We start from the raw sequence: 24,757 nt of genomic DNA, 5'->3' as shown, positions 1-24,757 counted from the left end.
TGTCACTCCTCGTCGACCCGGGCCTCGGTTCCCGCGAGCATCTCGACCACCTGCATGACCCCGGAGTTGTCGTCGAGGCCCATCCCGTTTTCCTCCATCGACTTGTACATCTCGTGGGTGACCTCGGTCGCCGGCATCGGCGCGCCGAACGCCTCGCCCGCGTCGGTCGCGATCCGGAGGTCCTTGTACTGGTAGCTCGCGAAAAAGCCCGGCTCGAAGTCGCCCCGGATCATCGACGGCGCGCGGTTGTCGAGCGCCCAACAGCCCGCGGCGCCGCCGCTGATCGCGTCGACTACCGCCTGCAGGTCCGCGCCCGCCTTCTCGGCGAACACCAGCGCCTCGCTGATCGCCTCCATCGTGTTGGCCACGACGATCTGGTTGCACGCCTTCGTGACCTGCCCCGAGCCGGCGGGCCCGCAGTGGGTGATGGTCTCGCCCATCGCCGAAAGCAGGTCGCGGTGGTCGTCTACCACCGCCTCGTCGCCGCCGACCATGATCGAGAGCGTCCCGTCGATCGCGCCCTCCTCGCCGCCGCTGATCGGCGCGTCGAGCATCTCGACGTCGATCGCCGCGAGCTCCTCGGCGAGCTCCTCGGTCACGGTCGGCGAGATGGTCGACATGTCGATCACCGTCTCGCCGCCGTCGAGCCCCGCGATGATACCGTCGTCGGCGCGCATCACCTCGGCGACGACCGCCGAGTCCGGCAGGCAGGTGATCACCACGTCCGACCGCGAGGCGGCCTCGCTCGCGGTGTCGGCGCCTTCCCCGCCGTACTCGACGATCGCCTCGACCGGCTCCTGCGAGCGGTTGTGGCCCACCACGAGGTAGCCCGCGTCGAGGAGGTTTTTCGCCATCGGTTCGCCCATGAGTCCGAGGCCGACGAAGCCGACCGTCTCGGGTGACATACTCTCTCAATTGCGGGCCGCCCCGATAAAACGTGTCCTCGCGGCGATCCGTCGACGACAGCATTTAACGCGCTCGCAGGCCAACGCCCGGGTATGATTTCCGCCGAGCGAATGGCGCAGGTCGACGAGAACGCGGCCGCACTCGGAATCCCGCGCAAGCAGTTGATGGAGTCGAGCGGCAACGCCGTCGCCCGCGAAGTCCGAGCGGTCGCGGATCCGGGCGCCCGCGTCGCGGTCGTCGCCGGGCGGGGTAACAACGGCGGTGACGCCTTCGTCGCCGCCCGGTTTCTCTCGGCGTACGACGTGTCGGTCCACCTCCTCGGGAGGGCCGAGACGATCGCGACCGACATCGCCCGCGAGAACTGGGACGCGCTCGGGCGGGCGGGGATCGACCGCGAGGCGGTCGGCGATTCCCGTGACGTCGACCTCCCGGACGCCGACGTGGTCGTCGACGCGATGCTCGGGACCGGGGTGACCGGCGCGCTTCGGGACCCCGAGGCCACCGCCGCCCGAGCGATCAACGACGCCGAGGCGACCGTCGTCGCGGTCGACGTCCCGTCGGGCGTCGACGCCGACACGGGTGTGGCCCCGGGCGCCGCGGTCGCGGCCGACCGCGTCGTGACCTTCCACGACCAAAAGCCCGGCCTCGACGCGCTCGAGGCCGCGGTGACGGTCGCGGACATCGGCATCCCAGCGGCCGCCGAACGATACCTCGGGCCCGGCGACATGCGACCGGTCCGTCGCGGTCCCCCGGCCGACGACGCCCGGGTCTTCGTCGTTGGCGGCGGCCCCTACACCGGAGCGCCGGCGCTCGCCGCGCAGGCCGCCCTCCGGGCGGGCGCGGACCTCTCGTTCGTCGCCGCGCCCGAGACGGTCGCCGACGGGATTCAGGGGTTCGCCGAGGACCTCATCGTCCAGTCGTACGACGGCGAGCGACTCGCGCCCGATCAGGTCGACGCCCTCGTCGAGACCGCCGAGGCGTACGACGACGTCGTGGTGCTCGGGCCCGGCCTCGGGACCGCCGACGAGACCGTCGAGGCCGCCGAGCGCTTCCTCGAATCGTTCTCCGGGAGGGCGGTCGTCGACGCCGACGCAGTGTCGGTGGTGCCCGCAGTCGAGACCGACGCCGAGCTGGTCTGCACCCCGAACCGCAAAGAACTCGCGGAGATGGGCGGCCCCGAGATCGAGGGCGCCGACGAACTGGGCGAGCGCGCCGACGAGATCGCGGACTTCGCGGCCGACCTCGGCCACGTCGTGGTCGCGAAGGCCCGCGAGGACGTCGTGGCCGACGGTCGGAAATCGGCGGACGATTTCCGAGCCCATCAGAACTCCCAGAGTTCTGAGGACGGCGAGCGGACCCGCGTCTCGCGAGCCGGCACCTCCGGCATGACCGTCGGCGGCACCGGCGACACCCTCGCGGGCGCGATCGCCGGCCTGCTCGCCGGCCACGACGCGTTCGCGGCCGCCTGCATGGGGACCTACGCGAACGGCCGGGCGGCCGAACTGCTCGACGACCGCCGCGGCGGACTGGTCGCCTCGGACCTGCTGGATGCCCTGCCCCGCGCCGTGTGGGGTGATCGCGATGAGTGACTCCGACGACCTGACCCACACCGACGCCGACGGCGACGTCCAGATGGTCGACGTGGGCGACAAGCCAGACACCGCCCGGCGGGCGGTCGCGGCGGGCGAACTCACCCTCCGGCCCGAGACGATCGCGGCCATCCGCGACGACGAAGTGAGCAAGGGCGACGTGCTCGCGACCGCCCGGGTCGGGGCGGTGCAGGCGGTCAAACACACTTGGGAGACGATCCCGATGTGCCACCAGATCCCGATCACGAACGTCGAGACCGACTTCGAACTCGACGACGATCGGGTGACTCTGGAGGTCGCGGTCGAGACGACCGGCAAGACCGGCTGTGAGATGGAGGCCTTAGAAGGGGTCACGACCGGGCTGAACGTGGTCTGGGACATGGTGAAGGCCGCCGAGAAGGACGCCGACGGCCAGTACCCCGACACCGCGATCGACCGCGTCCGGGTCCTCGACAAGCAGAAACGCGAGCTATAGGTCGGCGCTCCGGAATCGGAGGTGGCCCGCGATCACGGGCAGGACGGTCCACGCCCCGAGGATGACGAGCATGAACCAGTCTTTCAGGTAGAACGGCTCTGCTCCGGCTATCCGGCTCTGGAAGGGGTTGGCGGCGCCCTCGCCGCCCCCGCCACCGCCCGCGGTCATCTCGGCGCCCGAGCCGAGTGCGGCGTCCACGAGCTGGCTGAACGCCCGCGAGGGGTTCGACTGCTCGACGAGCACCTGCCAGGCCGGCACCGTTCCGCCGAGATCCAGCCCGCCGGTCCGGAGGTAGGTGAGCGCGAACGGGACCAGATCCCACAGGAGCGCGAACACGAAGAACACCCCGATAGCCAGCGCCATCGCCCGCGAGCGGGTGCTGGTCGCGGCCGAGATGCCGACCGCGATGCCGACGAACGTCACCCCGAGCGCCGCGGTCAGCACCGTCACCGAGACGAACTCGCCGATCGCGAGCTCGCCGTAAGCGACCACCGCGACCAGCCCCGCGACGACGAACCCGGCGAGCACGCCGACCAGAACGACGCCCGCGCGCCCGACGAATTTCCCGACGGTCACGTCCAACCGCGAGTGGGGCGCCCCGAGCAGGAGCTTGATACTGCCCGACTCGCGCTCGCCCGCGATAGCGAGGTAGGCCGCGACGAGCGCGGTCACCGGCACCAGCGTCTGGGCGAGGTCCGCCGCGAAATTGTAACCGAGGGTCGCTCCCCCGATATCGAGGAGGCTCGGGACGAGCGCCGAGACCCCCATCAGGAGCGCGAACAGCCCGACGATGCCCCACAGCATCCGCGACCGGACCGCGTCCGCGAAGTCCTTCCGGGCGACGACGCGCCAGCTCACGCCCGAACCCCCTCCGTTTGGCGGTCGACCGTGTAGGCCGTAAAGAGGTCTTCGAGCGACGACTCGCGGGTCGTGATGTCCCGGATCGCGGCGCCCTCCTCGCGGACCCGATCGATCACGGCCAGCTTCGCGCTCGGGTCGAGGCAGGTCGCCCGGATCGTCCCGTCCGCCGCGGTCAGGTCGCTGACGCCGTCGATCGACAGCGACTCGACGCCGTCGGGAACTCGATCGACTTCCAGTTCGATTGTCGCGCCGCTCCCGATGGAGTCTCTGAGCCCGTCGATGGTGTCGACCGCGACAAGCCGCCCCTCGCGCATGATGCCGACGCGGTCACACACCGCCTCGACCTGCCCGAGGACGTGACTCGAGAAAAACACCGTCGTCCCGCCGTCGGCGAGGTCCCGGACGATCCGGCGGACCTCCCGGGCGCCGTTGGGGTCGAGACCGGTCGAGGGCTCGTCGAGGATCAGCAGGTCGGGGTCGCCGACAAGCGCCATCCCGAGCACGAGCCGCTGGGCCATCCCCTTCGAGTAACCGCCGACGGCTCGCTCGGCGTCCTCGGCGTCGAGCCCGACCAGATCGAGGAGCCGGCCGGGATCGTCGTCGACCTCCTTCGACTCGATCATGAACTCGACGTGCTTCCGGCCCGAGAGCCGGTCGTAGAGCCCGTAGCCCTCCGGCAGGATCCCGACGCGCTGGTGGATCTCGGTCGGCGACCGCTGGGCGTCGTAGCCGAGCACCTCCGCGGTGCCCGCCGTCGGCCGGACGAAATCGAGCAGTATGTCGATCGTCGTCGACTTGCCCGCGCCGTTCGGGCCGAGAAAGCCAAACACCTCCCCGGACTCGACGGTCAGATCGAGCTCCTCGACCGCCCGTACGTCGCCGAACCGCTTGGTCAACCCCGTCGTTTCGATAGCCGCCATGGCCCGGGGTACACCGAACCGCTAATTATAGGTGTTTGTCAGTTATGGGGTCGCGCCGGGCGAGAAAAACCGGGCCGAGAGCGCCGCTCACGCCGAGGGCGCGGACGCCAGATCGCCGGCCTTCGCCCGCGCCCGTTCGACGACCGAGGGCCGGGCCTCGAAGTCGACGACCACTTCGTCGTCGGCGTAGGTCACGTCGTCGACCCGCGCGTGGTCGTGGATCCACGACACCGCGCTCATGGTGTCGTCGGTCATCGGGAGGACCAGCCGCTCGCGCCGCCAGTCGGGGAGCTCGGCGTCGATCCGGGCCCGAAGGTCGTCGAGGTTGAGCTGTTCTCTGCCCGAGACTGCGATCGGATCGGGCGCGAGCGCCGAGAGGGCCTCGCGTTTCTCTTCGAGCTCCGCGTCGCTCACCGCGTCGATCTTGTTGAGTACCGTGACGATCGGCGCCTCGTTGCGCTCGTAGAGGGTGTCGTGGCAGGTGACCAGCTTCTCGCGGATCTCGTCGATCGGCTCGCTCACGTCGACGACGAGCAACACCAGATCGGCGTAGTACACCGCATCGAGGGTGGACTTGAACGACTCGACCAGCCAGTGGGGCAGGTCGCTGATGAACCCGACCGTGTCGGTCAACAGCACGTCCCGGCGGTCCATGTCCATCTTCCGGGTGGTGGTGCCGAGCGTCGTGAACAGCCGGTCCTGTGCCTCGGCGGTGGTGTCGAGGTCGGGGTGGAGGTCGTCGTTCTCGCCCAGTTCGATGTCGGCCGCGAGGCTCTGCATCAGCGTCGACTTGCCGGCGTTGGTGTAGCCCGCCATCGCCACCAGATCGAACCCCGACTCGCGGCGCCGGTCGCGGCGGTCGGCCTCGGTCCGGGCGATGGAGTCTAGCTCGTCGTTGATCCGGGAGATCTGGTCTTTGATGTCCTGCTCGCGGCTCTCGTCGTACTCGCCCAGTCCCATGAACCCCGGGCGCTCGTCGCGCTTGGCGAGGCTGGTCTTGGCCTCCGCACGCGGCAGTTCGTACCGGAGCTCGGCGAGCTCGACTTGGAGCTGGGCCTTCCGGGTCTGTGCGCGCTGGCCGAAGATCTCGAGGATGAGCCGGAACCGGTCGATCACCTTGACGCCATCGGGGAGCTTCTGGCCCAGATTGTACGTCTGGTACGGCCCGAGCTCGTTGTCGAAGACCACGACCTCCGCGCCGGTGTCGGCGACGGCCGCCGCCAGCTCCTCGGCTTTCCCCTCGCCGATCTGGAGCGCGGCGTCCTCGGTGCGCGTCTGGGTGAACTCCGCGACCACGTCGTAGCCCGCGGCGCGGGTCAGGTCGCGGATCTCCTCGGTGTCTGGCGTGCCTGAGTCGACTCGCTTTGCGATTATCGCTTTCATAAGAGCAGTTTTCGGGCGGCGTACGCGGCGTGGTGTGCGGCCTGCACTGTCTCGCGTTGAGCTATGCTTTCGACGTACTTGAACTCCGTGTCGAAAAACGGCGCGACCTCCCACTCGGGCTCCTCGTAGAACTCGCCGCGCTCGGCGACCACGGGGCCGTCGGGCGGCGCGGGGAGGTCGGCGACCGCGTCGGCGACGAGTCGGGCGACGTTCTCGAAGGTCGGCGGACTGCGGTCGGTGGCAAAGCCCATCCCCTCGACGCTCCGCGGAGCGGTAGCGCCGACGACCGCGTGGACGGCCGCGGCCACCATGAGGTACTCGCCGTCCTCCTCGTGGCGGCCGCTCACGTCCACGCCGACGACCTCAGCCGCGCCGGCCCTTCACCTCGGTTGGCGCACCCACGGTGCCCATACCCCCGGGTACGTCGTCGGGCCTTTTGAATCCGACTTTTCGTTTCGCGCTCCATCGTCCGAACGCATCCCGGGATCGGTTTCCAGCGTACGTATTCGCACCCGGATAAGTTAACACGCACAGAAAGTTTATGATACTGACATCCGACGTACCGTTCGCAACATGGTTCAGGCAACCGTCGACGTGCTCGACCGCGGCGGACTCAAGTGCGACCTCAACTACCTCGTCGAGGCGAACACCATCGGCTCCCACGACGCGCCGAACCCCGACACCGACTACGTCGAGATTCCGGTGTGGAGCCTCGTGATCGACCACCCCGAGGGGACGATCCTCTGGGACACCGGCTCGCACCACGAGGCGCTCGACGGCTACTGGCCCGAGGGGCTCCTCCAGGCGTTCTACCCCCACGACGTCCGGGACCACCGGCTGGACGACGACCTCGAGGCCGCGGGGTACGCGCTCGACGACATCGACTACGTGTTCCAGACCCACCTCCACCTCGACCACGCGGGCGGACTGGAGTTCTTCGAGGGGACGGACGTGCCGATCTTCGTCCACGAAGAAGAGCTCAAGTTCGCGTACTACAGCGCAAAGACCTCGAAGGGAAGCGACGCGTACGTCCTCGAGGACTTCGATCGGGACCTCAACTGGCGGGTCCTCCACCGCGACCGAGAAAAGCACTTCGAGGACGTGGAGTTCGTCCGGTTCCCGGGCCACACCCCGGGGCTGACCGGAACCGTGATCCACCTCGACGGCGACGGGACGGTCATCTTCACCGGCGACGAGGTGTACCAGTCGGAGAACTACGAGGACGAACAGCCCCTCGGCGGCCCGCTGACCTGGGCGAAACGCGACTGGTTCGAGAGCCTCCAGCGCATCAAGGACCTCCAGCGGACCCACGACGCCGAGGTGGTGTACGGCCACGACCCCGACCAGTTCGAGGCGATCCGCTCGGGGTGGGGCCAGTGAGCTACGACCGCTCGGTCTCGGCGTCGGCCCACGAACTCGGCTCCGAGACTGTCTGGCACATCCAGATGCCCGAGATCAGGTTCGGCGCGAACGCCGTCGAAGAGCTCGGATTTCAGCTCGGGGACCTCGGCGCGGCCGAGGGCGCCGCCGGACTGGTGGTGACCGACCAGACGCTCGTCGACCTCGGTCACGCCGATCGGGTCACCGACCAGCTCGAGGCCGCCGGGTTCGGCGTCGACGTCTGGGACGGCGCCGAACGCGAGCCCTCGATCGAGACCGTCGAGTCGTGCATCTCGTTCGTCCGCGACGAGCGCGGCGAGGACGGCTACGACTTCTACGTCGGGCTCGGCGGCGGGAGCTGTATCGACATCGCGAAGACGACCCGGGCGGTCACCGCCAACGGCGGTGAGATCCTCGACTACGTCGCCGAGCCCACCGGCCGCGGCGAGGACCTGACCGAGTCGGGGCCGCCGCTCGTGTTGATGCCGACGACCGCGGGCACCGGGGCCGAAATCTCGCCGGTCGCCATCCTCTCGGTCGAGGACAAAGACATCAAGGAGGCCATTTCGAGCCACCACGTCCGGGCCGACGCCGCGGTGCTCGACCCGACGCTCACGACGACTCTGCCCGCCGACGTGACCGCCAAGACCGCGATGGACGCGCTCGGCCACGCCATCGAGGGGTACACGACCCACCGCTACGACGACCTGCTCCGGCCGTCTGACCCGGCCGAACGACCGGTGTACGCCGGCCGGACCGACTTCACCGAGGCGTTCAGCGAACGGGCGATCCGACTGCTGTCGAACAACGTCCGGCGGGTCGTCAACAACGGCGACGATCTGGAGGCCCGCTCGAAGATGCTGAAGGGGGCGCTGTTCGGCGCCATCGCCGGACTGACCGCCGGCGCGAGCCTCTGTCACGCGATGGCGTATCCGGTCGGAAACAAGTACCACACCTACCACGGCGAGACGATCGCCGCGCTCACCCCCGCGAGCACGCTCGGGTACAACGCCGCGAGCGACCCAGAACGCTTCGCGCGGATCGCGGAGATGCTGGGCGCCGAGACCGACGGCGTGAGCACGCGCGAGGCCGCCGACCGCGCGAAAGAGGAGTACGTCCGGTTACAGCGAGACCTCAACGTCCTGCCGAGCGGTCTCAACGAGCTGGCGGGCATCACCGAGGAGGACGTGGGCTGGCTCGCCGACCAGACCGTCGAGACCCAAAAGCGTCTGCTTCGGTGCAACCCCCGACCGGTGACGAAAGAAGACGCCGAGGAGATCTTCACCGACGCCCTCTACAACTGGTAATCTCGGCTCGGCGTCGGCGTCGATCGCTCGGGGTCGGGTCGAAAGCCCGCCCCGAATCGAACGCCCGTTCCCCGAACTCCGGGATCGTCGACCGACCCAGAAACGTTCAGCGCCGAACCTCTCTAACCCACAAAAGTCTTAACGTAGTACTTAGATCATCCGGCCATGGAACTCGGAATCGACCCCCAGCAACTCGGGCTGGAATTCGGCTCGGGCGCCGTCATCGGCGGCGTGATCGGGTTCGCGGCGAAAAAGATCGCGAAGCTCATCGCGGTGATCGTCGGCATCGAACTCGCGCTGTTCAAATTCCTCGAATCTCGGGGCATCCTCACGGTCGACTGGGACCGGCTCTCGGCCGGGGTGCTGAAGACCGGCGAAGTCGCACAGAACGGCACCCCGCCCTCGTGGCTGACTTCGGTCATCTCGACGCTCTCGATCGGCGCCGGGTTCACCGGCGGCTTCATGGTCGGCTTCCGGAAGGGATAGTTTCCCGCGCTCACCGCGTCTGCAGTTCGTCTTCGTCCTTGATGATCTGGGTCTCGGCCTCGCCGCTCGTGATCTCGTTGACCAGATCGTAGAACTCGTTTTGCATCCCCGCCGGGAACGTGAGTACGCCGACCCACGAGCCGTCGTTCTGCCACTCCTCGCGTTCGAGCTCGCCGAACTGCCGGATTTGGGACTGGGCGCTCCCGGCGTAGTCGGCCGGCACCTGGACCGCGATGGTGACCTCGTCGAACCGGATCGGGATCACCGGCCGGAGCGCGTCGAGCGCGTCGTCGACCTGCGTCTCGACCGGCTCCATCGGGTCGATGCGAAAGTCGGTCTCCTCCAGAGCGCTCTCGATCCGCTCGGGCGGGTGGGGCGCGTTGTCCATCTGGGGGTTGACCGCGTTGCGCGTGATCCGGTTGACCAACTGCTTGTGCTTTTGCTCTTGCATCTCGCGGCGCTGTTCGGCGGTGATCTGAATCTCCCCGCGCTCGATGACTTCGGGGATGACTTCGAGGGGCTCGGTCGTGTCGAACACCTCTTCGAGCGCGCTCTCGGCGGGGCGGTCGCCCCGGCTCGCGTCCTCGAAGACGTCCTCGGCCGCGATGACGTCTTCGAGGTCGCCGTCGAACTCCCCGCGCTTGATCGCGAGCGCGGCGTCGGGGTCGACCAGCACTTCGAACCGCTCGCCGTGGGATTCGAGGCGCGCGGTCACCGCTTCTTCGAGTGGTATCATACCGTACGGTACTCCCCCCCGGCTAAACAACTTTTTCCTGCACGCCGAGGGGTTCGGCCGACGCGACGCTCGCCGATCGGCGCCCTCAGTCCCCGTCGGTCGTCGTCTCGGTGTCCGTCGGGAGTCGCGTCGCCTCGCTCGTCGGCGCCGGTGCTGGCTCGGGTGTCGTCCTCGCGGCGGCGTCGGTCGTCGCGGGGTCCGCCTGCTCGCCGGCGGGGGCCGTCTCGGAGTCGGCTTCGACGGTGGTCGAGGGCGGTTCCGGATCGTCAGTCGTTGTCGTTTCCGGATCGTCAGTCGAGGGCGGTTCCGGATCGCCGGTCGTCGTGCGACCGTCGGCTGACCGTGTTTCCGGTTCCTCGGTTGACTGCGATTCCGGACCGTCGCCGTCGGATCGAGTCGACGTGTTCTCCGGCGTGCCACCGCTGTCGCCACATTCCGCGCCGGCGCGGAGGCGAACGCGGACGTTGCCACACCTACTCTCCTCTCCGGTCGACTCGACGCGGTACCTGTCGCCGGGCGTCGGCTCCGAGGCGCCGTTCGCCACGAGGAGGTAGAACGCTACTCTCTCGCACGTCCGACACCGATAGACCTTCCCGTCGTTACACAGGTTCATTCCCCGGTGCTGAAACGCCTCGACGACGCTCACCCGCCCGGTGATCTCGGTCCGGTCGCCGCGTATCACCCATCCCTGTATCTCGGCCTCGAACTGCGCTTGGTCGGCTCCGGTCGTCCCGGTCGCGAAGCCACCGCCGAGCACCGCACCCCCCAGTTCGAGCACTCGCCGACGCGATATGTCGTCTGTCACTCCCGTTGCACCCCGACGACCTTCGACCCGGTGTGTGTTAACTGTTATCAATTAAGCGGGCGGTCGGACCCGCGGCCCCGACCTCGTCGACGAAGCGTCGAGTCATACAGATACAAGCCCCTCCCGGCCACACACCTCACGCATGGACCTCGCCGACCTCACCGCGCGATACGACGAGAAGCTACGCACGGGCGATTTCGCCGACGTGGACGCCAGCGCCAACGGCCTCCAGGTCGGCCCCGACCACCGGGAGGTCGAGACCGCGGCGTTCGCGGTGGACGCCGCAGAGCAGACGATCGAGACGGCCGCCGACCGCGGTGCCGACGCGCTCGTCGTCCACCACGGCGTCTCGTGGGGCGGCATCGAGCGCGTGACCGGCCGGGCGTACGGTCGCATCGCACCGCTCGTCGAGAACGATCTGGCGCTGTACGTCGCACACCTCCCGCTCGACGCCCACCCCGAACTGGGCAACGCGGCCGGCGTCGCCGACGTGTTCGACCTCGGCGACCGCGAGCCGTTCGGCGAGCTGGGCCCCGAACACGTCGGCCAGCGCGGTCGCACGCCCGACCCGGTGCCGACCGACCGGATGCGCGAGACGCTGGAGGCGGAACTCGATCACTTCGGGCAGGGCGTCCGCGTGCTGGAGTTCGGCCCCGAGCGCATCGAGGACGTCGCGGTCGTCACCGGGAGCGGGGTCGACTGGATCGACGAGGCCGCCCGGAAGGGCGTCGACGCCCTGATCACGGGCGAGGGCAAGCAGAAGGCCTACCACGAGGCCCGAGAAGCCGGGCTCACCGTGTTTCTGGCCGGCCACTACGCGACCGAGACGTTCGGCGTGCGCTCGCTACAGGCGCTCGCCGAAGACTGGGGGCTGGAGACGACGTTCGTCGACGCGCCGACCGGGCTCTGACCGCCGCCGGGCGTGGCGTCGCTCGTCGGACGCGGTCGAAAGGGATACTATTAAAACCCCTCCGGCGAAGTTGATTTACGTGTCCGCCGGGTTTCAACAACCCCTGCGGTTGCCGGAGCTATCGGTCACGCGACGGTTCTCGCCGGACACGGGCCGCGGCCAACCGGCCCCAACAGCCGAACCTCACGGTTGCGGCTAATTGAACCGCCGCTGGCGACCGACCGCCGTCACGCGGGCCCCCGCGGTAGTTGGCAACACCGCTTTTCGAGCGACGTATCGGTCCCCAGAGCGTGATTATCACCAATGATACGACCACGTACGCTTATACTGTATCAATCCAAATATCCAGAATAAGACACAATAGATGGAACAAGGATCGTCAATCGTCGAGCGTATTCGACGAAGCTACGCGTTGAAGTTGGCGGTCGCGCTGGTGTCGATCGTCGCGCTCACGGTCGCGGTGGGCGCGGTGGTTCAGGCCCAGACCGCCGATCAGGTACGGACCGACGTACAGGAAGAGTTGAGCGCGCTCTCGGAGTCGCGGGCGGACAACCTCGATACGTGGCTCTCGAGCGTGAAGTCCCAGACGCGGATGACCGCGGACCACCCCACCCTTCGGACGGGCGACACCGACGCGATCGACTCGCACGTCTCGGGACTGGTCGAGGACGGAAAGACGCCTGATGGCGTGGTCGCGGTCCACTACTACGACGCCGCCGAGGGAACGATCGTGGCGAGTTCGAGCGACGCGATGACCGGCGTCAGCCCGGCCGAGCAGGGCGCGCCGTTCGCCGCCGATCCGCCGTCGTTCGACGGCGACGACGTCTACGTCTCCTCGCCGTTCACGGTGCCGGCCGTCGACTTCCCGGTCGTGGCGGTGATTTCGCCGGTCGCCGATCGACCCGACAAGCGCGTTATCTATATGGTGAACATCGAAAAGCGCACCGCGTCGGTGACCGGCGGCGTCGAGGGCGGCTACACCGCGGTTCTCAACTCGACGGGGCACTTCATCGCACACCCCGACGGCGAGAAACTGCTGACCCAGCATCACGGCGGCGCCGACAGCATGGCGGTCGAGAACGGGCTCGCTGGCGAGACCGGCTTCATGGAGATGGACGGCGGGACTCTGATGGCCTACGCTCCGATGTCGTCGTCGGACTGGGTGGTCGTGGTCCACGCGCCGGCGAGCGAGGCCTACGCCCTCAGCGAGACCGTCACGTCGAACATCCTCGGGCTCATCCTGATCGCGGTGGTGAGCCTCGGGCTCGTGGGCGTCTCGGTCGGGAGCAACACCGTCATCTCGCTTCGCCAGCTCTCCCGGAAGGCCCGGGCGATGGAGGACGGCGACCTCGACGTCGAACTCGAGACCCCGCGGACCGACGAGTTCGGCACGCTGTACAAGTCGTTCGCCGGCATGCGCGACTCGCTTCGCGAACAGATAACCGAGGCCCGCGAAGCCCGCCAAGCGGCCGAAGCCGCGAAAGCCGAGGCCGAGACCGCACGCGAGAAGGCCGAGGCCGAACGCGAGGAGGCCCAGACGCTGTCGACGCACCTCGAAACCAAGGCGAGCCACTACGAGGAGGTGATGAACGCGGCCGCCGACGGCGATCTCAGCGTCCGGGTCGAACCCGAGAGCCGGAGCGACGCGATGGTCGCCATCGGCGAGTCGCTCAACGACATGCTCGTCGACATCGAGCGGACCGTCGCCAACGTCAAGCGGTTCTCCTCGCACGTCTCGAACGCGGTCGTCGACGTCGAGGAGAGCGCCGAGGACGTGATGGCGACCGGCGAGGAGGTCAGCGAATCGGTGTCGGAGATCTCGGCCGGCGCGACCCGCCAGACCGACCACCTCGGCGAGGTCGCCGACGAGATGAACACCCTCTCGTCGAGCGCTCAGGAGGTCGCGGCGACCGTCGAGGAGGTCGCGGCCACCTCCGAGCAGGCGGCCGCCGCGGGCGAACTCGGCCGCGAGGCCGCCGAGGACGCCCTCGCCGAGATGGACGCCGTCGAGGAGGCGACCGAACAGACCGCCTCCGAGATCGAGGAACTCGACGAGGAGATGGCCGCGATCGGCGACGTCGTGGAGGTCATCACCGAGATCGCCGAACAGACCAACATGCTCGCGCTCAACGCATCTATCGAGGCCGCACGCACCGAGGCGGGCGGCGAGGGCTTCGCGGTCGTCGCCGACGAAGTGAAGGCGCTCGCCGAGGAGACCAAAGAATCGGCCGCCGAGATCGAGGGCCGCATCGAGCGGGTGCAGGCCAAGACCGAGCGGTCCGTCGAGGGGATGCACGAGACGAGCGACCGCATCTCGGCCGGCGTCGAGACGGTCGAGGGCGCGATCGACGCGCTCGAAGAGATCGCCGAGTACGTCGAGGAGACCGACCGACGGATTCAGGAGATCCACGAGGCGACCGAGGCCCAGGCCGACTCCTCGGGCGCGGTCGTCGAGATGGTCGACGAGGTCGCCTCGATCAGCGAGGAGACCGCGAGTCAGGCCGAGGGCGTCGCCGACGCCGCCGAGCAACAGACTCAGACGCTCGCGTCGGTCAGCGAGGACGCCGAAGACCTCGCCGAACGCTCTGCCGAACTCTCCCGGCTCCTCGACGACTTCCGGGTCGCGCAGGGCGCCGGGCCGATGGACGAGACCGACTTCCAGTCCGCGGAGGTGAACGACGCGTGATCGACCTCACGTCGGTGTGGTTCCTGCTGGGAACGATCGGGATGGCGGCCGGGACCGTACCGCCGCTGTGGCGGCTCGCGACCGACCCCCGCGATCGGGCCTACTACGCGGTGCTGGCGGGCGTCACCGGGTTCGCGGCGGTCGCGTATCTGGCGATGTTCTTCGACATCGGGCGGATTCCGGTCGGCGAGGGCGTGCTGTACGTCCCCCGGTACGTCGACTGGCTCGTGACGACGCCGCTTTTGGTGTTGTTCCTCGGGATGCTCTGTCGGCCCGACCGGCGAATCTACACCGCGCTTGTCGGGGTCGACGTGGTCGTCATCGGTGCGGGCGTGGCCGCCGGACTGTTGCCGGACCCCTACGGCCTCGCCGCGTACGTCGTCGGCTGTGTGGCCTACGTGGGACTGCTCTACCTGCTGGTCGTGGTGTTGCCCCAGCAGGCCACCCTCCACGGCGATCGGGTCGATGCGGTGTTCACCAAGCTCCGGAACCTGACCGTGGTGCTGTGGACGCTCTACCCGGTCGTGTGGATCCTCGGGCCGCTCGGGGCCGGACTGCTCCAGCCGGGGACCGAGATCATGGTCGTCACCTACCTCGACCTCATCAGCAAGGTCGGGTTCGTGGCGATGGCGGTCAACGGCGCCGACGCGCTCGACCAGCTCCGGACGGGCGCGGCGCTCGCCGACTCGGCCGAGCTGTCGACCGCCGACTGACCGCGCTCTTTTTCGTACCGCGGCGTTCAAGCCGCTGGACCTCACACGTCGGACCATGAGCGACGACCACGACGACGCCCACGAGCCCCACCGCGAGGAGTTCCGCCACGACCCCATCGCCCACGCCGAGGCGCGGGCGGGGATGACCGTCGGCGAGCTCGTCGACGAGTACGGCGCGGCGGGCATCGGCGCGGCCGACCTCCACGAGGCGGTCGACGTCTACGCCGAGATGCTCGACGACGACGTGACCACCTTCTTCGGACTCGCGGGCGCGATGGTGCCGACCGGGATGCGACGGATCGTCGCCGATCTGATTCGGGACGGCCACATCGACGCGCTGGTCACCACTGGTGCGAACCTGACCCACGACGCGATCGAGGCAATCGGCGGCAAGCACCACCATGGATCGGAAGAAGCGCCGGACAAGACGCCCCGCGAACACGACGAACGGCTTCGGGACGAGCAGGTCGACCGGATATACAACGTCTATCTCCCCCAGGAGCATTTCGCGCTGTTCGAGAACCACCTTCGATCCGAGGTGTTCCCGCCGCTCGAAGCGGAGGGCGTCGTCAGCATCCAGCGGTTCACCGAGGCGCTCGGCCGGGCGAACAGCGAGGTCAACGCCCGCGAGGAGATCGACGAGGGGCCGGGAATCGCGGCCGCGGCCTCCGAGAACGACGTGCCGATCTACTGTCCGGCGGTTCAAGACTCCGTGCTCGGCCTGCAGGCGTGGATGTACTCCCAGACGTCGGAGTTCTCGCTCGACGCGCTCGCGGACATGACGACCATCACCGATCAGGCGTTCGAGGCCGAGGAGGCCGGCGCGGTGGTGGTCGGCGGCGGCGTCCCGAAGAACTACGTCCTCCAGACCATGCTGGTCGCGCCCGACGCCTACGACTACGCGGTCCAGCTCACGATGGACCCGCCCCAGACCGGCGGCCTCTCGGGCGCGACGCTCGACGAGGCCCGCTCGTGGGGCAAGCTGGAGAAGGCCGCGCGCAACGCCTCGGTGTACGCCGACGCGACGATCACCCTGCCGCTGGTGGTCGCGGCCGCCCGCGAACGGATCGAGTGATCGACCCGGCCCGCGAAGCCGGGAGACCGATGAGCCCCGACTGCGTCGCGTCCGCCGACGGATGACAGCGTTCGAGGCGATCGACGCGCCCGAGTCGCCCTCCCCGACCGAGCGGGCGCTCGGCGCGGTCGGGCGTCGGGAGGAGCTGATTCCGGCCTCGCGGGCCTACTGCCGCGAGGCCGCCCGCGAGTACGGCCTCGACGTGGCGTTCTCCCGGCTCGACTGGGAGGTCTCGACCCGCGCGAAGCGCCGGGCGGCCGCGGTCAAGCGACCGAAGATCCCGGACGCGGAGATCGGCGACCCCCTCGACTGGGCGTCGCTCGCCGGCGACTGGGCCGACGGGACCGACCCGCGGCGGTGTACGGTGTCGCTGACGTGGGCGGCCTACGAGGCGTTCGACCGGGCGGAGTGGGCCGCGACGCTCCGCCACGAACTGATCCACGTCGAGCAGTTCCAGCGGTTCGGAACGACCGACCACGGCGCCGCGTTCCGCGAGCGCGCCGAGGCGGTCGACGCCGCGGTCCGGTGTCGGCCGTTCGCGGACCCGAAGTACGTCCTCCGGTGTTCGGCGTGCGGTACGGTGGTCGGACGACGGTATCGGGAGTGTGCTATCGTCCGCGAGCCCGAGCGGTACCGTTCGTCCTGTTGTGAGGCGAGCGTCGAGTGTTCCCGGTCGCGCGACGGCGAGTGAGTTCCGAGTGCGCGGCAGTGTCGCGAGGCGAGTCGGCTCGTTCCGGCCCGCAGGCCTTTGACCCGCCGGGTCGTCACCCCGACGATGGACGACCCACTCGACTCCCGGCCGGCGCCCGCCGACGAGACAGCCCCGACCCTCCGCGGGAGGGTAGCCGATCGCCGATGAACGTCGAGAGCCACGAGCTCCGCGAGCGCATCGAACGCGTTCGGGCGGCGAGCGCGAACGGCGACGATCTGGTGACCCTCGCGGTGCCGCCCGACGAGTCCCTCGGGGCGGCGCTCGAACGGATCGAGGAAGATCGGGCCCAAGCCGAGTACATCGACGCCGACGAGTCCGACAAGGCGGTTCGTCGGGCGCTCGAACGCGTCCGGCGGGTCGTGCAGGGGTACGACGGGACTCCCGAATCCGGGCTCGTCGTCTACGCGGGGGTCGTCGACGGCGAGGTCGTCGACTACGTCTTCGACGACTTGCCGACGCCGGTCCCGGAGTACCAGTACGTCCGGGACAACGAGTTCGACCCCGGTCCGCTCGACGCGGTCGCCGAGTCGTCGGGCACCTACGGCCTGCTGGTGGTCGAGCGCGGCGGCGCGGCGCTCGGTCTGACCGCCGGCGACTCGGTGACGGTCGTCGAGACGATCGACAGCGACGTGATGGGCAAGACGAAGGCCGGCGGCCAGTCGGCCGACCGGTTCGAGCGCGACCGCGAACGCCAGAAAGAGGAGTTCTTCGAGACGGTCGCCGACGAGGCCCGGCGGGCGTTCCTCGGCGAGCACGCCGCCGAGTCGGCCAGCGCCGAGACGACGGTCGAGGGGCTGGTGCTCGGCGGAACGACCGTCACGGCCGAGGACTTCCGGGAGGGCGACCACCTCGATCACCGCCTCCGCGAGGCGCTGGTCGACACGTTCTCGGTCGAGTACGCCTCCGAGCAGGGGCTCCGCGAACTCGCCGAGAAGGCCACGGATCGCATCGAAGACGAGGAACGCCGCGAGACCGACGCGGCGCTCGATCGCTTCTTCGAGGCGCTTCACGACGGCGACGACGGGGACGTCGTCTACGGCCGCGAGGACGTGGAGACGGCGCTGGAGTACGACGCGGTCGAGACCCTGCTGGTCTCCGGGGCCCAATCGATCGCCGATGTCCGGGAGTTACAGGAGCGTGCGACCGAAGCGGGCGGGGACTGTCTGGTCGTCCCCGAGGACTTCGAGCGGGGCGTCCAGTTCCGCGACGGGTTCGGGGGCGCGGGCGCGCTCCTCCGGTTCCCGATCGACTAGTAGGTCTGGTAGCTCGCGGACCCGACCTCGACCCGGACCAGCAGGTTCTCGGGGTACTCGTCGGGGTCGGCGTCGTACTTCGGGTTGATGCGGGCGGCGGCCTCGCGGCGGGCGTCCTCGTCTTCGAGGACGGTCGCGGTGCCGCGGAGCGACACCATCCACTCGGCGCGCCCGCCCTCGTCTTTCTGGACCGAGATCGCGACCCGCGGGTTCTGTCGGACGTTCGCGAGCTTCCGGCCGCCGGTCAGCACCTCCACGACGCCGTCGTCGTAGTGGTACCACACCGGGGCGACGTGCGGGCGGCCGTCGGCACACGTCCCGAAGTGGGCCATCAGCGGCTCGCTGGTCAGGAGCTGTTCGGCGGCCTCGGGAACCGGGTTCGACATGGCGCGACACACGGCCGACCCCGACAAAACGGTTTGGTCCGGATCACAGCACCAGCCACGCCACCAGCGCCACGATGAGGAGCTTCTTGACGACGATGACCGCGATGATCAGCTGTCTGGTGGTCATCGTCCGGCCGATCCGGACCAGCCGGCGAAAGACGCCGGGCGTCTGAGCCAGTTCGCGGGCCAGCAGTCTGCACTCGGTGACGAACGTCTCCCGGACCGACCCCTCGTCGGGGGCGTACCCCCGGTGGGCGCTCGGCACCCAGCCGCCCTCGGTGGCGACCACCGGCAAGCGCTCGCCCTCCAGAAACGAGACGTGCTCGAACTCGAAGCCCTGCGACTCGGCGAGCGCCTCCAGCTTGAGGACGTCGCGGTCGTCGGCCAGATCGTAGGCGAGCCGCTCGGTGTCGGTCGTCCACTCGAACCCGAGCGTGAGGACGACCCGCTCCTCGCCGACGAACACGTCCCGAACCGTCGCGACCTCCTCGTTGCCCGTGCGCCGCTTTTTGCTGGCCCGAAGTCGCTCGTACTCGCGCTTCTCGGTTCCCGTCCGCTGGGCGGCTCCCTCCATGCGACGGTCGATAGTACCCGGCCGACACGCATAAGCCTCGGGGAGTCCGGGTATCAGGCCCGTTATTAATGGATCGTGAGACGTGGCCACGACCGTTAAGAACGTTAGCGTAGCAACAGTTCCCGGAATGTTCTTCCACGACAACGAACTGCAGTACGAGGTCGAGGTCGAGGAACCGGATCCGTACTTCGCGAAGATGCTCCAGCAGGCGGTCGGCGGGGCCGAGGGCGAGATGCGGGTCGCGCTCCAGTACATGTTTCAGGCGTTCGGCGTGCCCAAGGAGATGTCCGAGTACCGCACCCTGCTGATGGAGACCGCGGTCGAGGAGCTGGGCCACATCGAGATGCTCGCGACCGCCATCGCGAAGAACCTCGAAGGCGCGCCCGAGGAGGTCCGCGAGCAGGCCCGCGACGACGCCGTGATCGACATGATGCTGAGCGGCGGTCAACCGCGCCAAGCCCTCTCGGCCGGGCTCAACGCGATGCCGGTCGACGCCAACGGCGCCCCGTTCACCGGCAACTACGTCGTCGCCAGCGGCAACCTCGCGGCCGACATGTACGCCAACGTGATGGCCGAGTCGACCGGGCGACTGCTCGCCAGCCGGCTCTACGAGATCACCGACGACCCGGGTATGGAGGACATGCTGTCGTATCTGATCGCGCGGGACACCATGCACCAGAACCAGTGGCACGCCGCCCTCGAGAGCCTCGGCGAACACGTCCCGGTCCCGGCTAGTTTCCCTCAAGAGAAAGAGAACCAGGAGTTCAACTACGAGTTCATGTCCACGTTCCGCGAGGAGCACGAGGACCCCGAACAGCCCTGGACCACCGGCACGTCGTTCGACGGTAAAGGGGAGTTCTCGTTCGGCCGCCAGCCCGGCGGGGGCGAACCCGACCTCGAAAAGGCAATCGAGGAGATGCACAACGAGGTCAACTGATCGCCATGGCGGCGTTCTCCGACGACCACGTCGGCAAGCGGGTCCTCGCCCAGAACGGAACGCGGCTGGGGACGGTCGAGGACGTGCGCGACGGGGACCTCCACGTCGGCGTCGACCCCGACGCCGACCGGGACGCGGTGTCCCAACTCGGCTGGGACGGACAGGTGAACCAGGACGTCCACCGGCTCGAAGACAGCTACGTGACCGATATCACCGAGCAGACGGTCCGGTTGCGAGTGTAGTCTCGCGCGACAGTCCCGGACGGTGCGGGCGCAAGCGCGCTCGTCGCCGCTCGGTGATCGCCGCCGAGTCGAGCGACGCGCCGCGGGTCACTCCCCCTCGAAGTCCATCGCGACCGAGTTGATGCAGTAGCGCTTGCCGGTCGGCTCCGGGCCGTCGTCGAAGACGTGGCCGAGGTGACCGCCGCAGTTCGCGCAGACGACCTCGGTCCGGACCATGCCGTTGGACCGGTCCTCGCGGGTCTCGATGCGGTCGTCGTCGGTGTCGTAGAAACTGGGCCACCCGCAGTTCGACTCGAACTTGGTGTCCGAATCGAACAGTTCGGCCCCACAGCCCGCACAGGCGTACGTGCCGTCGTCTTTGCGGTCGACGTGCTCGCCGGAGAACGGGCGCTCGGTCCCCTGCTCGCGGAGCACGCGGTACTCCTCGTCGGTCAGTCGCTCGCGCCACTCGGCGTCGGTCTCGGGCACGTCGTCGGTCGCCTCTCCGCTCATACCATCCGTAGGGGCGCGAGCCCGTTAGGGCTTGCGCGTGTCCGACAGCCGACGCCCCGGCGCCGGGACTCCGGGCGAGAGATTGAAACCCTCCGGCGCCGAACCGGAGCTATGCGGTTGTGTGACGTCTGCGAGGAGCGCAAATCCGACGGCACCAGACTGGTCGCGCGGACCGGCGCTGACCTGTGGGTGTGTCACGGCTGTATGATGCGGGCGGTCACGAACAAGGCCGACGAACTCAGCTATCGGGAGTGGTAATATCACGACGAGGAAATTTTCACGGACGTGCCAGTTCTACGTAGATTTATAATGAAGGTCTACATACGGCCGCTAGAGTCATGGGTCAGACTCCCAACACCTTTGCCGGGGTACAACAGACAAGCGAGCCGTCCGGGGCGGGCCATGGCTCGCGCGATCGGTCGCTGGACGCGGTCTTCGAGATGTTGCGGTCGGAGCGCCGACGGAACGCGCTGTACGTGTTGTACCGGCGTCCCGGCCCGATTCAGGTCTCGGCGCTCGCCGACGAGGTGGCGACCCGCGAGGGCGTCGAACTCCCCCGCGTCGCCACCGCGCTCCGGCACGTCCACCTGCCAAAGCTCGACGACGCCGGTGCGGTCGAGTTCGACCACGAGACGGGAAGCGTCCGGCTCGGCGACGACTCGGGGCGCTTGCGCGAGTACCTCACCGCCGCCGCGGCCGACGAAGGGCTGACCCTCCGCCGGGCGTCGGCGAGCGCGACGCTCTCGGAGTTCTAGGTTCCCGGTTCGGATCGCGCGTCGGCCGCCCGGTCCGGTCTCACGACCGCCGCGAGGGTCGCCCGTCGCGGGCGCTACGTCGGTCCGCCGGCGAACAGCACGACTCCGAGGTACGTCGCGCTCGCGGCGGCGAACACCCCGAGCGCGAACAGCGCGGCGTTCGCGAGGCGGTTGTCCGCCCGGCACAGAGACACCGTGTACCGGCGACCCGTCGCCGGCCAGAGGAGGGCGACGCCCATCGGCGTGAGCAGGTCGGCCGCGAGGTGCGCGAGGACGGCGAGCCCGCCGATGCCGGCCGCGAACGTCCGGAGGTCGATCGGCCCGATCGGGGCCGAGCCGAACCCGGACGCGGTCGCCGCGACCCACCCGGCGCCGGCGACCAACGCCCCGAACGGGAGCGTGTGGGTCGGTCCGCGGTGGGAGACGAACGGGAGCCGGGAGTCCCAGTCGGGGAGCATCGCGAGCCACAACAGCGCGGCCCCGCCCGCCAGCGCGGCGGTTGGCTCGCCGAGCACGAGGAGCCAACACCCCACGGGGGCGTACAGGACCAGCGAGACCCCGTAGTGGCCGGGTCGGAACATGGCCGACCGTGGGCGCTCGCCCGGCTTAACCCCGGCGATGGCGCGGCCTCGTCCGGGGATCGCGCGGCGGTTCGCCGAGCCGTCGATCGGACGGGACGTTCGACGCCGCCAAGGTTCAAGGGCCTCGGCGTCGCGACTACTGTCGATGGAGCCAGACGACCCACAGCAGGCCGACCACTACCAGCACGGCGACGGCACCGACGAGATCGTCTTCGCGGTCGAGGAGGGTCGCGTCCTCGCGGTTCGGGAGTATCCGAGCGTCGAGGCGTTCGCGGCGGCGGTCGCCGACGCCGACTACCTCGGCACCCACGACGGCATCGCCGACCTCCCGGGGGTCGAGGCGTTCGAGGAGTAGCCCGAGGATTTCGACAACAGTTTTAGGCCGGGGCTATTTTGCTCGCGTATAAGATGGGTTCGTGTATCATCTGCGGGACTCCTGCCGACGGCGCGATCTGTCAGAGCCACGAGCAGGACGTCCTCTTCGAGTTTGCCGGCGATTCGCCCGATCAGCTGACCTCGGGTCGCTACTACAAAGGAACAGTCGACGGGTTCGCCGAGTTCGGCGTGTTCATCAACATCAGCGACCACGTTACGGGGCTCCTCCACAAGAGCGAGCTCGACCGCCGTCTCGACTCGCTCGACTGGGACGACGGCGAGACCGTGTTCGTCCAAGTTACCGGCGTCCGCGACAACGGTAACGTCGACCTCGGCTGGTCGCTCCGCCAGTCCGAGCGCGAGTTCCGCGGGAAGCTGATCGACGACCCCGAGCGCGGGGCGGTCCCCGCCGACGAGTCCGACGATGACGACGACGGGGCGGTGTCGGCGTCGACTCGCCGCGCCGAGCCCGACGAGACCGACGCCGACCGCGGGACCGACACCGACGAGACCGACGACGCCGACGACGGCCAGCAGGCGACCACCGACGGCGCCGGCGCGAACGCCGTCGGCGCCGACGCCGACTCGGAGACCGAGTCGGCCCCGCCCCGCGCCCAGATCGCGTCGCTTCGCGACCGGGTCGGCGAGACGCTCCGCATCGAGGGCGAGGTCGTCGGCGCCCGCCAGACGAGCGGCCCGACGGTGTTCGAGGTCCGCGACGAGACCGCGACCGTCGACTGCGCCGCGTTCGTCGAGGCCGGCGTCCGGGCCTACCCCGAGGTCGACACGGGCGATTTCGTCCGGCTCGACGGCGAGGTCGAACTCCGCCACAACGAGCTTCAGGTCGAGACCGAGGAGCTCGAGAAGCTGACCGGTGAGGGCCGCGAGACGGTCGAAACCCGGCTCGAAGACGCCCTGCGCGACGAGGCCCGCCCCGAGGACGTCGAACTGCTCGCCGACCACGACGGCGTCGCGGCGGTTCACGACACCATCCGCGACGCGGCCGAGGCGATCCGCCGGGCGGTCATCGAGTCCCGGCCGGTCATCGTTCGGCACAACGCCACCGCCGACGGCTACGTGGCCGGCGCGGCCATCGAGCGGGCGGTCCTCCCGCTGGTCCGCGACGAGCACGCCAAAAGCGACGCCGAGTACCACTACTTCGACCGGCGTCCCTTGGAGGGCGGCGACTACGACATGGCCGACGCCACCAAGGACGTGACCCAGATGCTGGAGAACCGCGATCGCCACGACGAGAAGCTCCCGCTATTCGTGCTGGCGGCCGCCGGAAGCACCGACGAGTCCCGCGACGGTCTCGAACTGCTCGACATCTACGACGCGCCGCGGGTCACCGTCGACGCGACCTTCCCCGACGAGGGCGTCGCCGACCTCGCCGACGTGGCGGTCAACCCCCACCTCGACGGCGGCGACGCGAGCGACGTGACCGTCGGCGCGCTGGGCGCGAACCTCGCGGCCCACGTCAACGACGACGTCCGGAGCGGCGTCTCTCACCTCCCGGCGGTCAGCTACTGGGAGGACGCCCCGCAGGCGTACGTCGACCTCGCCGACGAGGCCGGCTACGACGCCGACCACACCACCGCGCTCCGCGAGGCGGTCGCGCTCGAAGCGTTCTACCAGTCCTACGAGGACAAACGCGAGCTCATCACCGACCTCCTGTTCGAACACGAGAAGCGCGACCTCGCCGAGCACGTCGCCGAGCAGTTCCGCCAGAAGCTCCAGACCGAACTCGACACCGTCGAACCGAACCTCTCGGTCCGGGGCGTCGGCGACGTGTCGTTCACCGTCCTCGACGCCGAGTCGTTCACCCACCGGTTCGACTTCCCGCCGGCCGCCCTACTGGTCGAGGAGGTCCACCGCCGGAAGCTCGGCGCCGAGGGCGCCCCAGGCGAGGACCACGTCACCCTCGGCGTCGACGAGGACGACATCCACATCCGGAGCGACGGTCGCGTGAACGCCCGCGAGGTCGCGGCGGCCGCCGACGAGATCGCCCCCGAGGCCGGCCTGTCGGCGTCGGGCACCATCGACGGCACCATCGACTTCCTCGCCGGCGAGCGCGAGGCCGCCGAGGACGCCGTCGTCGAAGCCATCGCCGACCGGCTGTAAGTCGGCCGGTTCGGGTTCAGCTCTCTTTTCGAGCGCGGACTCGGCTTTCGAGGCCCGAGCCGACCCGTCCGCGAGGGCCGAGTCGAGGCGCCGAGCG

Annotated in this window: 28 protein-coding genes; 17 read left to right on the top strand and 11 right to left on the bottom strand. The window is 69.2% G+C overall.

Going from position 1 to position 24,757, the window contains the following annotated elements:
* Positions 1-2 precede the first annotated feature (2 nt).
* Positions 3-905, bottom strand: coding sequence for an NAD(P)-dependent oxidoreductase (locus tag EPY72_RS15910; protein ID WP_134669748.1), 903 nt, complete (start codon positions 903-905; stop codon positions 3-5).
* Between the two features lie 93 nt (positions 906-998).
* Here EPY72_RS15910 and EPY72_RS15905 point away from each other — a divergent pair, with 93 nt between their 5' ends.
* Complete coding sequence (locus tag EPY72_RS15905; protein ID WP_135807055.1) at positions 999-2,495, top strand: NAD(P)H-hydrate epimerase; 1,497 nt, start codon at positions 999-1,001, stop codon at positions 2,493-2,495.
* Positions 2,488-2,970, top strand: a complete 483-nt coding sequence (gene moaC, locus EPY72_RS15900) for a cyclic pyranopterin monophosphate synthase MoaC (RefSeq protein ID WP_210423555.1) — start codon at positions 2,488-2,490, stop codon at positions 2,968-2,970. The genes EPY72_RS15905 and moaC overlap by 8 nt, the downstream gene beginning before the upstream one ends.
* Here the strand turns inward: moaC and EPY72_RS15895 are convergent.
* From EPY72_RS15895 to EPY72_RS15880, 4 genes are all read right to left on the bottom strand, one after another.
* Complete coding sequence (locus EPY72_RS15895) at positions 2,965-3,828, bottom strand: ABC transporter permease subunit (protein WP_210423554.1); 864 nt, start codon at positions 3,826-3,828, stop codon at positions 2,965-2,967. The genes moaC and EPY72_RS15895 overlap by 6 nt on opposite strands.
* Positions 3,825-4,751, bottom strand: coding sequence for an ABC transporter ATP-binding protein (locus tag EPY72_RS15890; RefSeq protein ID WP_134669743.1), 927 nt, complete (start codon positions 4,749-4,751; stop codon positions 3,825-3,827). The genes EPY72_RS15895 and EPY72_RS15890 overlap by 4 nt, the downstream gene beginning before the upstream one ends.
* Before the next feature lie 87 nt (positions 4,752-4,838).
* Positions 4,839-6,134 carry a GTPase HflX gene (gene hflX / locus EPY72_RS15885; protein WP_134669741.1) on the bottom strand — a complete coding sequence of 432 codons (1,296 nt, stop codon included), beginning with the start codon at positions 6,132-6,134 and terminating at the stop codon, positions 4,839-4,841.
* A complete protein-coding gene (locus tag EPY72_RS15880; protein WP_134669739.1) occupies positions 6,131-6,487 on the bottom strand; it encodes a DUF2209 family protein in 357 nt (118 codons plus the stop codon). Before EPY72_RS15880 ends, hflX begins: the two co-directional genes overlap by 4 nt.
* Positions 6,488-6,707: 220 nt before the next feature.
* On the opposite strand from EPY72_RS15880, the gene EPY72_RS15875 reads away from it, so the two are divergent.
* From EPY72_RS15875 to EPY72_RS15865, 3 genes are all read left to right on the top strand, one after another.
* A complete protein-coding gene (locus EPY72_RS15875; protein WP_134669737.1) occupies positions 6,708-7,514 on the top strand; it encodes an N-acyl homoserine lactonase family protein in 807 nt (268 codons plus the stop codon).
* Entirely contained in the window at positions 7,511-8,821 is a 1,311-nt protein-coding gene (locus tag EPY72_RS15870) for a hydroxyacid-oxoacid transhydrogenase (protein WP_134669735.1), read from the top strand. Before EPY72_RS15875 ends, EPY72_RS15870 begins: the two co-directional genes overlap by 4 nt.
* Positions 8,822-8,986: 165 nt before the next feature.
* Positions 8,987-9,307 carry an FUN14 domain-containing protein gene (locus EPY72_RS15865; RefSeq protein ID WP_134669733.1) on the top strand — a complete coding sequence of 107 codons (321 nt, stop codon included), beginning with the start codon at positions 8,987-8,989 and terminating at the stop codon, positions 9,305-9,307.
* 10 nt (positions 9,308-9,317) lie between these two features.
* Here EPY72_RS15865 and EPY72_RS15860 read toward each other — a convergent pair whose 3' ends face one another.
* Both EPY72_RS15860 and EPY72_RS15855 read right to left on the bottom strand, forming a co-directional pair.
* A complete protein-coding gene (locus tag EPY72_RS15860) occupies positions 9,318-10,043 on the bottom strand; it encodes a ribosome assembly factor SBDS (protein ID WP_134669731.1) in 726 nt (241 codons plus the stop codon).
* A gap of 85 nt (positions 10,044-10,128) precedes the next feature.
* Positions 10,129-10,848: a hypothetical protein gene (locus tag EPY72_RS15855; protein ID WP_135807053.1), complete on the bottom strand. Its 720-nt coding sequence runs from the start codon at positions 10,846-10,848 to the stop codon at positions 10,129-10,131.
* Positions 10,849-10,990: 142 nt separating this feature from the next.
* Here EPY72_RS15855 and EPY72_RS15850 point away from each other — a divergent pair, with 142 nt between their 5' ends.
* The 6 genes from EPY72_RS15850 to prf1 all read left to right on the top strand — a co-directional run bounded on the left by EPY72_RS15850 (position 10,991) and on the right by prf1 (position 18,197).
* Entirely contained in the window at positions 10,991-11,758 is a 768-nt protein-coding gene (locus EPY72_RS15850; RefSeq protein WP_134669727.1) for a Nif3-like dinuclear metal center hexameric protein, read from the top strand.
* 364 nt (positions 11,759-12,122) lie between these two features.
* The gene (locus tag EPY72_RS15845) at positions 12,123-14,444 is read left to right on the top strand and encodes a methyl-accepting chemotaxis protein (RefSeq protein ID WP_135807052.1); all 2,322 of its coding nucleotides are present in this window, start codon (positions 12,123-12,125) and stop codon (positions 14,442-14,444) included.
* Positions 14,441-15,157, top strand: a complete 717-nt coding sequence (locus tag EPY72_RS15840; protein WP_244605605.1) for a bacteriorhodopsin — start codon at positions 14,441-14,443, stop codon at positions 15,155-15,157. The genes EPY72_RS15845 and EPY72_RS15840 overlap by 4 nt, the downstream gene beginning before the upstream one ends.
* A 55-nt stretch (positions 15,158-15,212) precedes the next feature.
* The gene (locus tag EPY72_RS15835; protein WP_135807051.1) at positions 15,213-16,232 is read left to right on the top strand and encodes a deoxyhypusine synthase; all 1,020 of its coding nucleotides are present in this window, start codon (positions 15,213-15,215) and stop codon (positions 16,230-16,232) included.
* A gap of 61 nt (positions 16,233-16,293) precedes the next feature.
* A complete protein-coding gene (locus EPY72_RS15830; RefSeq protein WP_134669721.1) occupies positions 16,294-16,923 on the top strand; it encodes a SprT-like domain-containing protein in 630 nt (209 codons plus the stop codon).
* A 164-nt stretch (positions 16,924-17,087) separates the two neighbouring features.
* Entirely contained in the window at positions 17,088-18,197 is a 1,110-nt protein-coding gene (gene prf1, locus EPY72_RS15825; RefSeq protein WP_134669719.1) for a peptide chain release factor aRF-1, read from the top strand.
* On the opposite strand, the gene EPY72_RS15820 is transcribed toward prf1, so the two are convergent.
* Both EPY72_RS15820 and EPY72_RS15815 read right to left on the bottom strand, forming a co-directional pair.
* On the bottom strand, positions 18,194-18,583 hold the full coding sequence (locus EPY72_RS15820) for a pyridoxamine 5'-phosphate oxidase family protein (RefSeq protein ID WP_134669717.1): 390 nt from the start codon (positions 18,581-18,583) through the stop codon (positions 18,194-18,196). The two genes, prf1 and EPY72_RS15820, sit on opposite strands and share 4 nt — an antisense overlap.
* Before the next feature lie 43 nt (positions 18,584-18,626).
* On the bottom strand, positions 18,627-19,157 hold the full coding sequence (locus tag EPY72_RS15815) for a hypothetical protein (RefSeq protein ID WP_134669715.1): 531 nt from the start codon (positions 19,155-19,157) through the stop codon (positions 18,627-18,629).
* A 127-nt stretch (positions 19,158-19,284) separates the two neighbouring features.
* Between EPY72_RS15815 and EPY72_RS15810 the strand changes: the two genes are divergently transcribed.
* Together EPY72_RS15810 and EPY72_RS15805 are read left to right on the top strand one after the other, a co-directional pair.
* A complete protein-coding gene (locus EPY72_RS15810; protein ID WP_134669713.1) occupies positions 19,285-20,094 on the top strand; it encodes a manganese catalase family protein in 810 nt (269 codons plus the stop codon).
* Between the two features lie 5 nt (positions 20,095-20,099).
* Entirely contained in the window at positions 20,100-20,336 is a 237-nt protein-coding gene (locus EPY72_RS15805; RefSeq protein WP_134669711.1) for a hypothetical protein, read from the top strand.
* Between the two features lie 87 nt (positions 20,337-20,423).
* Here EPY72_RS15805 and msrB read toward each other — a convergent pair whose 3' ends face one another.
* On the bottom strand, positions 20,424-20,828 hold the full coding sequence (gene msrB / locus EPY72_RS15800; RefSeq protein WP_135807050.1) for a peptide-methionine (R)-S-oxide reductase MsrB: 405 nt from the start codon (positions 20,826-20,828) through the stop codon (positions 20,424-20,426).
* 111 nt (positions 20,829-20,939) lie between these two features.
* Here msrB and EPY72_RS19535 point away from each other — a divergent pair, with 111 nt between their 5' ends.
* On the top strand, positions 20,940-21,086 hold the full coding sequence (locus EPY72_RS19535) for a hypothetical protein (RefSeq protein WP_167599409.1): 147 nt from the start codon (positions 20,940-20,942) through the stop codon (positions 21,084-21,086).
* A gap of 80 nt (positions 21,087-21,166) precedes the next feature.
* On the top strand, positions 21,167-21,583 hold the full coding sequence (locus EPY72_RS15795) for a DUF7344 domain-containing protein (RefSeq protein ID WP_135807049.1): 417 nt from the start codon (positions 21,167-21,169) through the stop codon (positions 21,581-21,583).
* Positions 21,584-21,657: 74 nt separating this feature from the next.
* Here the strand turns inward: EPY72_RS15795 and EPY72_RS15790 are convergent, their stop codons facing one another.
* Positions 21,658-22,164: a metal-dependent hydrolase gene (locus tag EPY72_RS15790; RefSeq protein ID WP_134669705.1), complete on the bottom strand. Its 507-nt coding sequence runs from the start codon at positions 22,162-22,164 to the stop codon at positions 21,658-21,660.
* Between the two features lie 145 nt (positions 22,165-22,309).
* Here EPY72_RS15790 and EPY72_RS15785 point away from each other — a divergent pair, with 145 nt between their 5' ends.
* Both EPY72_RS15785 and EPY72_RS15780 read left to right on the top strand, forming a co-directional pair.
* Positions 22,310-22,519 (top strand): hypothetical protein, encoded by a 210-nt coding sequence (locus EPY72_RS15785; protein ID WP_135807048.1) that lies wholly within the window; start codon positions 22,310-22,312, stop codon positions 22,517-22,519.
* Between the two features lie 53 nt (positions 22,520-22,572).
* Positions 22,573-24,660, top strand: coding sequence for a DHH family phosphoesterase (locus tag EPY72_RS15780; protein WP_135807047.1), 2,088 nt, complete (start codon positions 22,573-22,575; stop codon positions 24,658-24,660).
* Positions 24,661-24,757 lie beyond the last annotated feature (97 nt).

Source organism: Halorussus marinus, assembly GCF_004765795.1.
In the GTDB taxonomy this organism is placed as follows: Archaea; Halobacteriota; Halobacteria; order Halobacteriales; family Haladaptataceae; genus Halorussus; species Halorussus marinus.
This window is presented reverse-complemented; position numbering and strand designations above follow the sequence as displayed.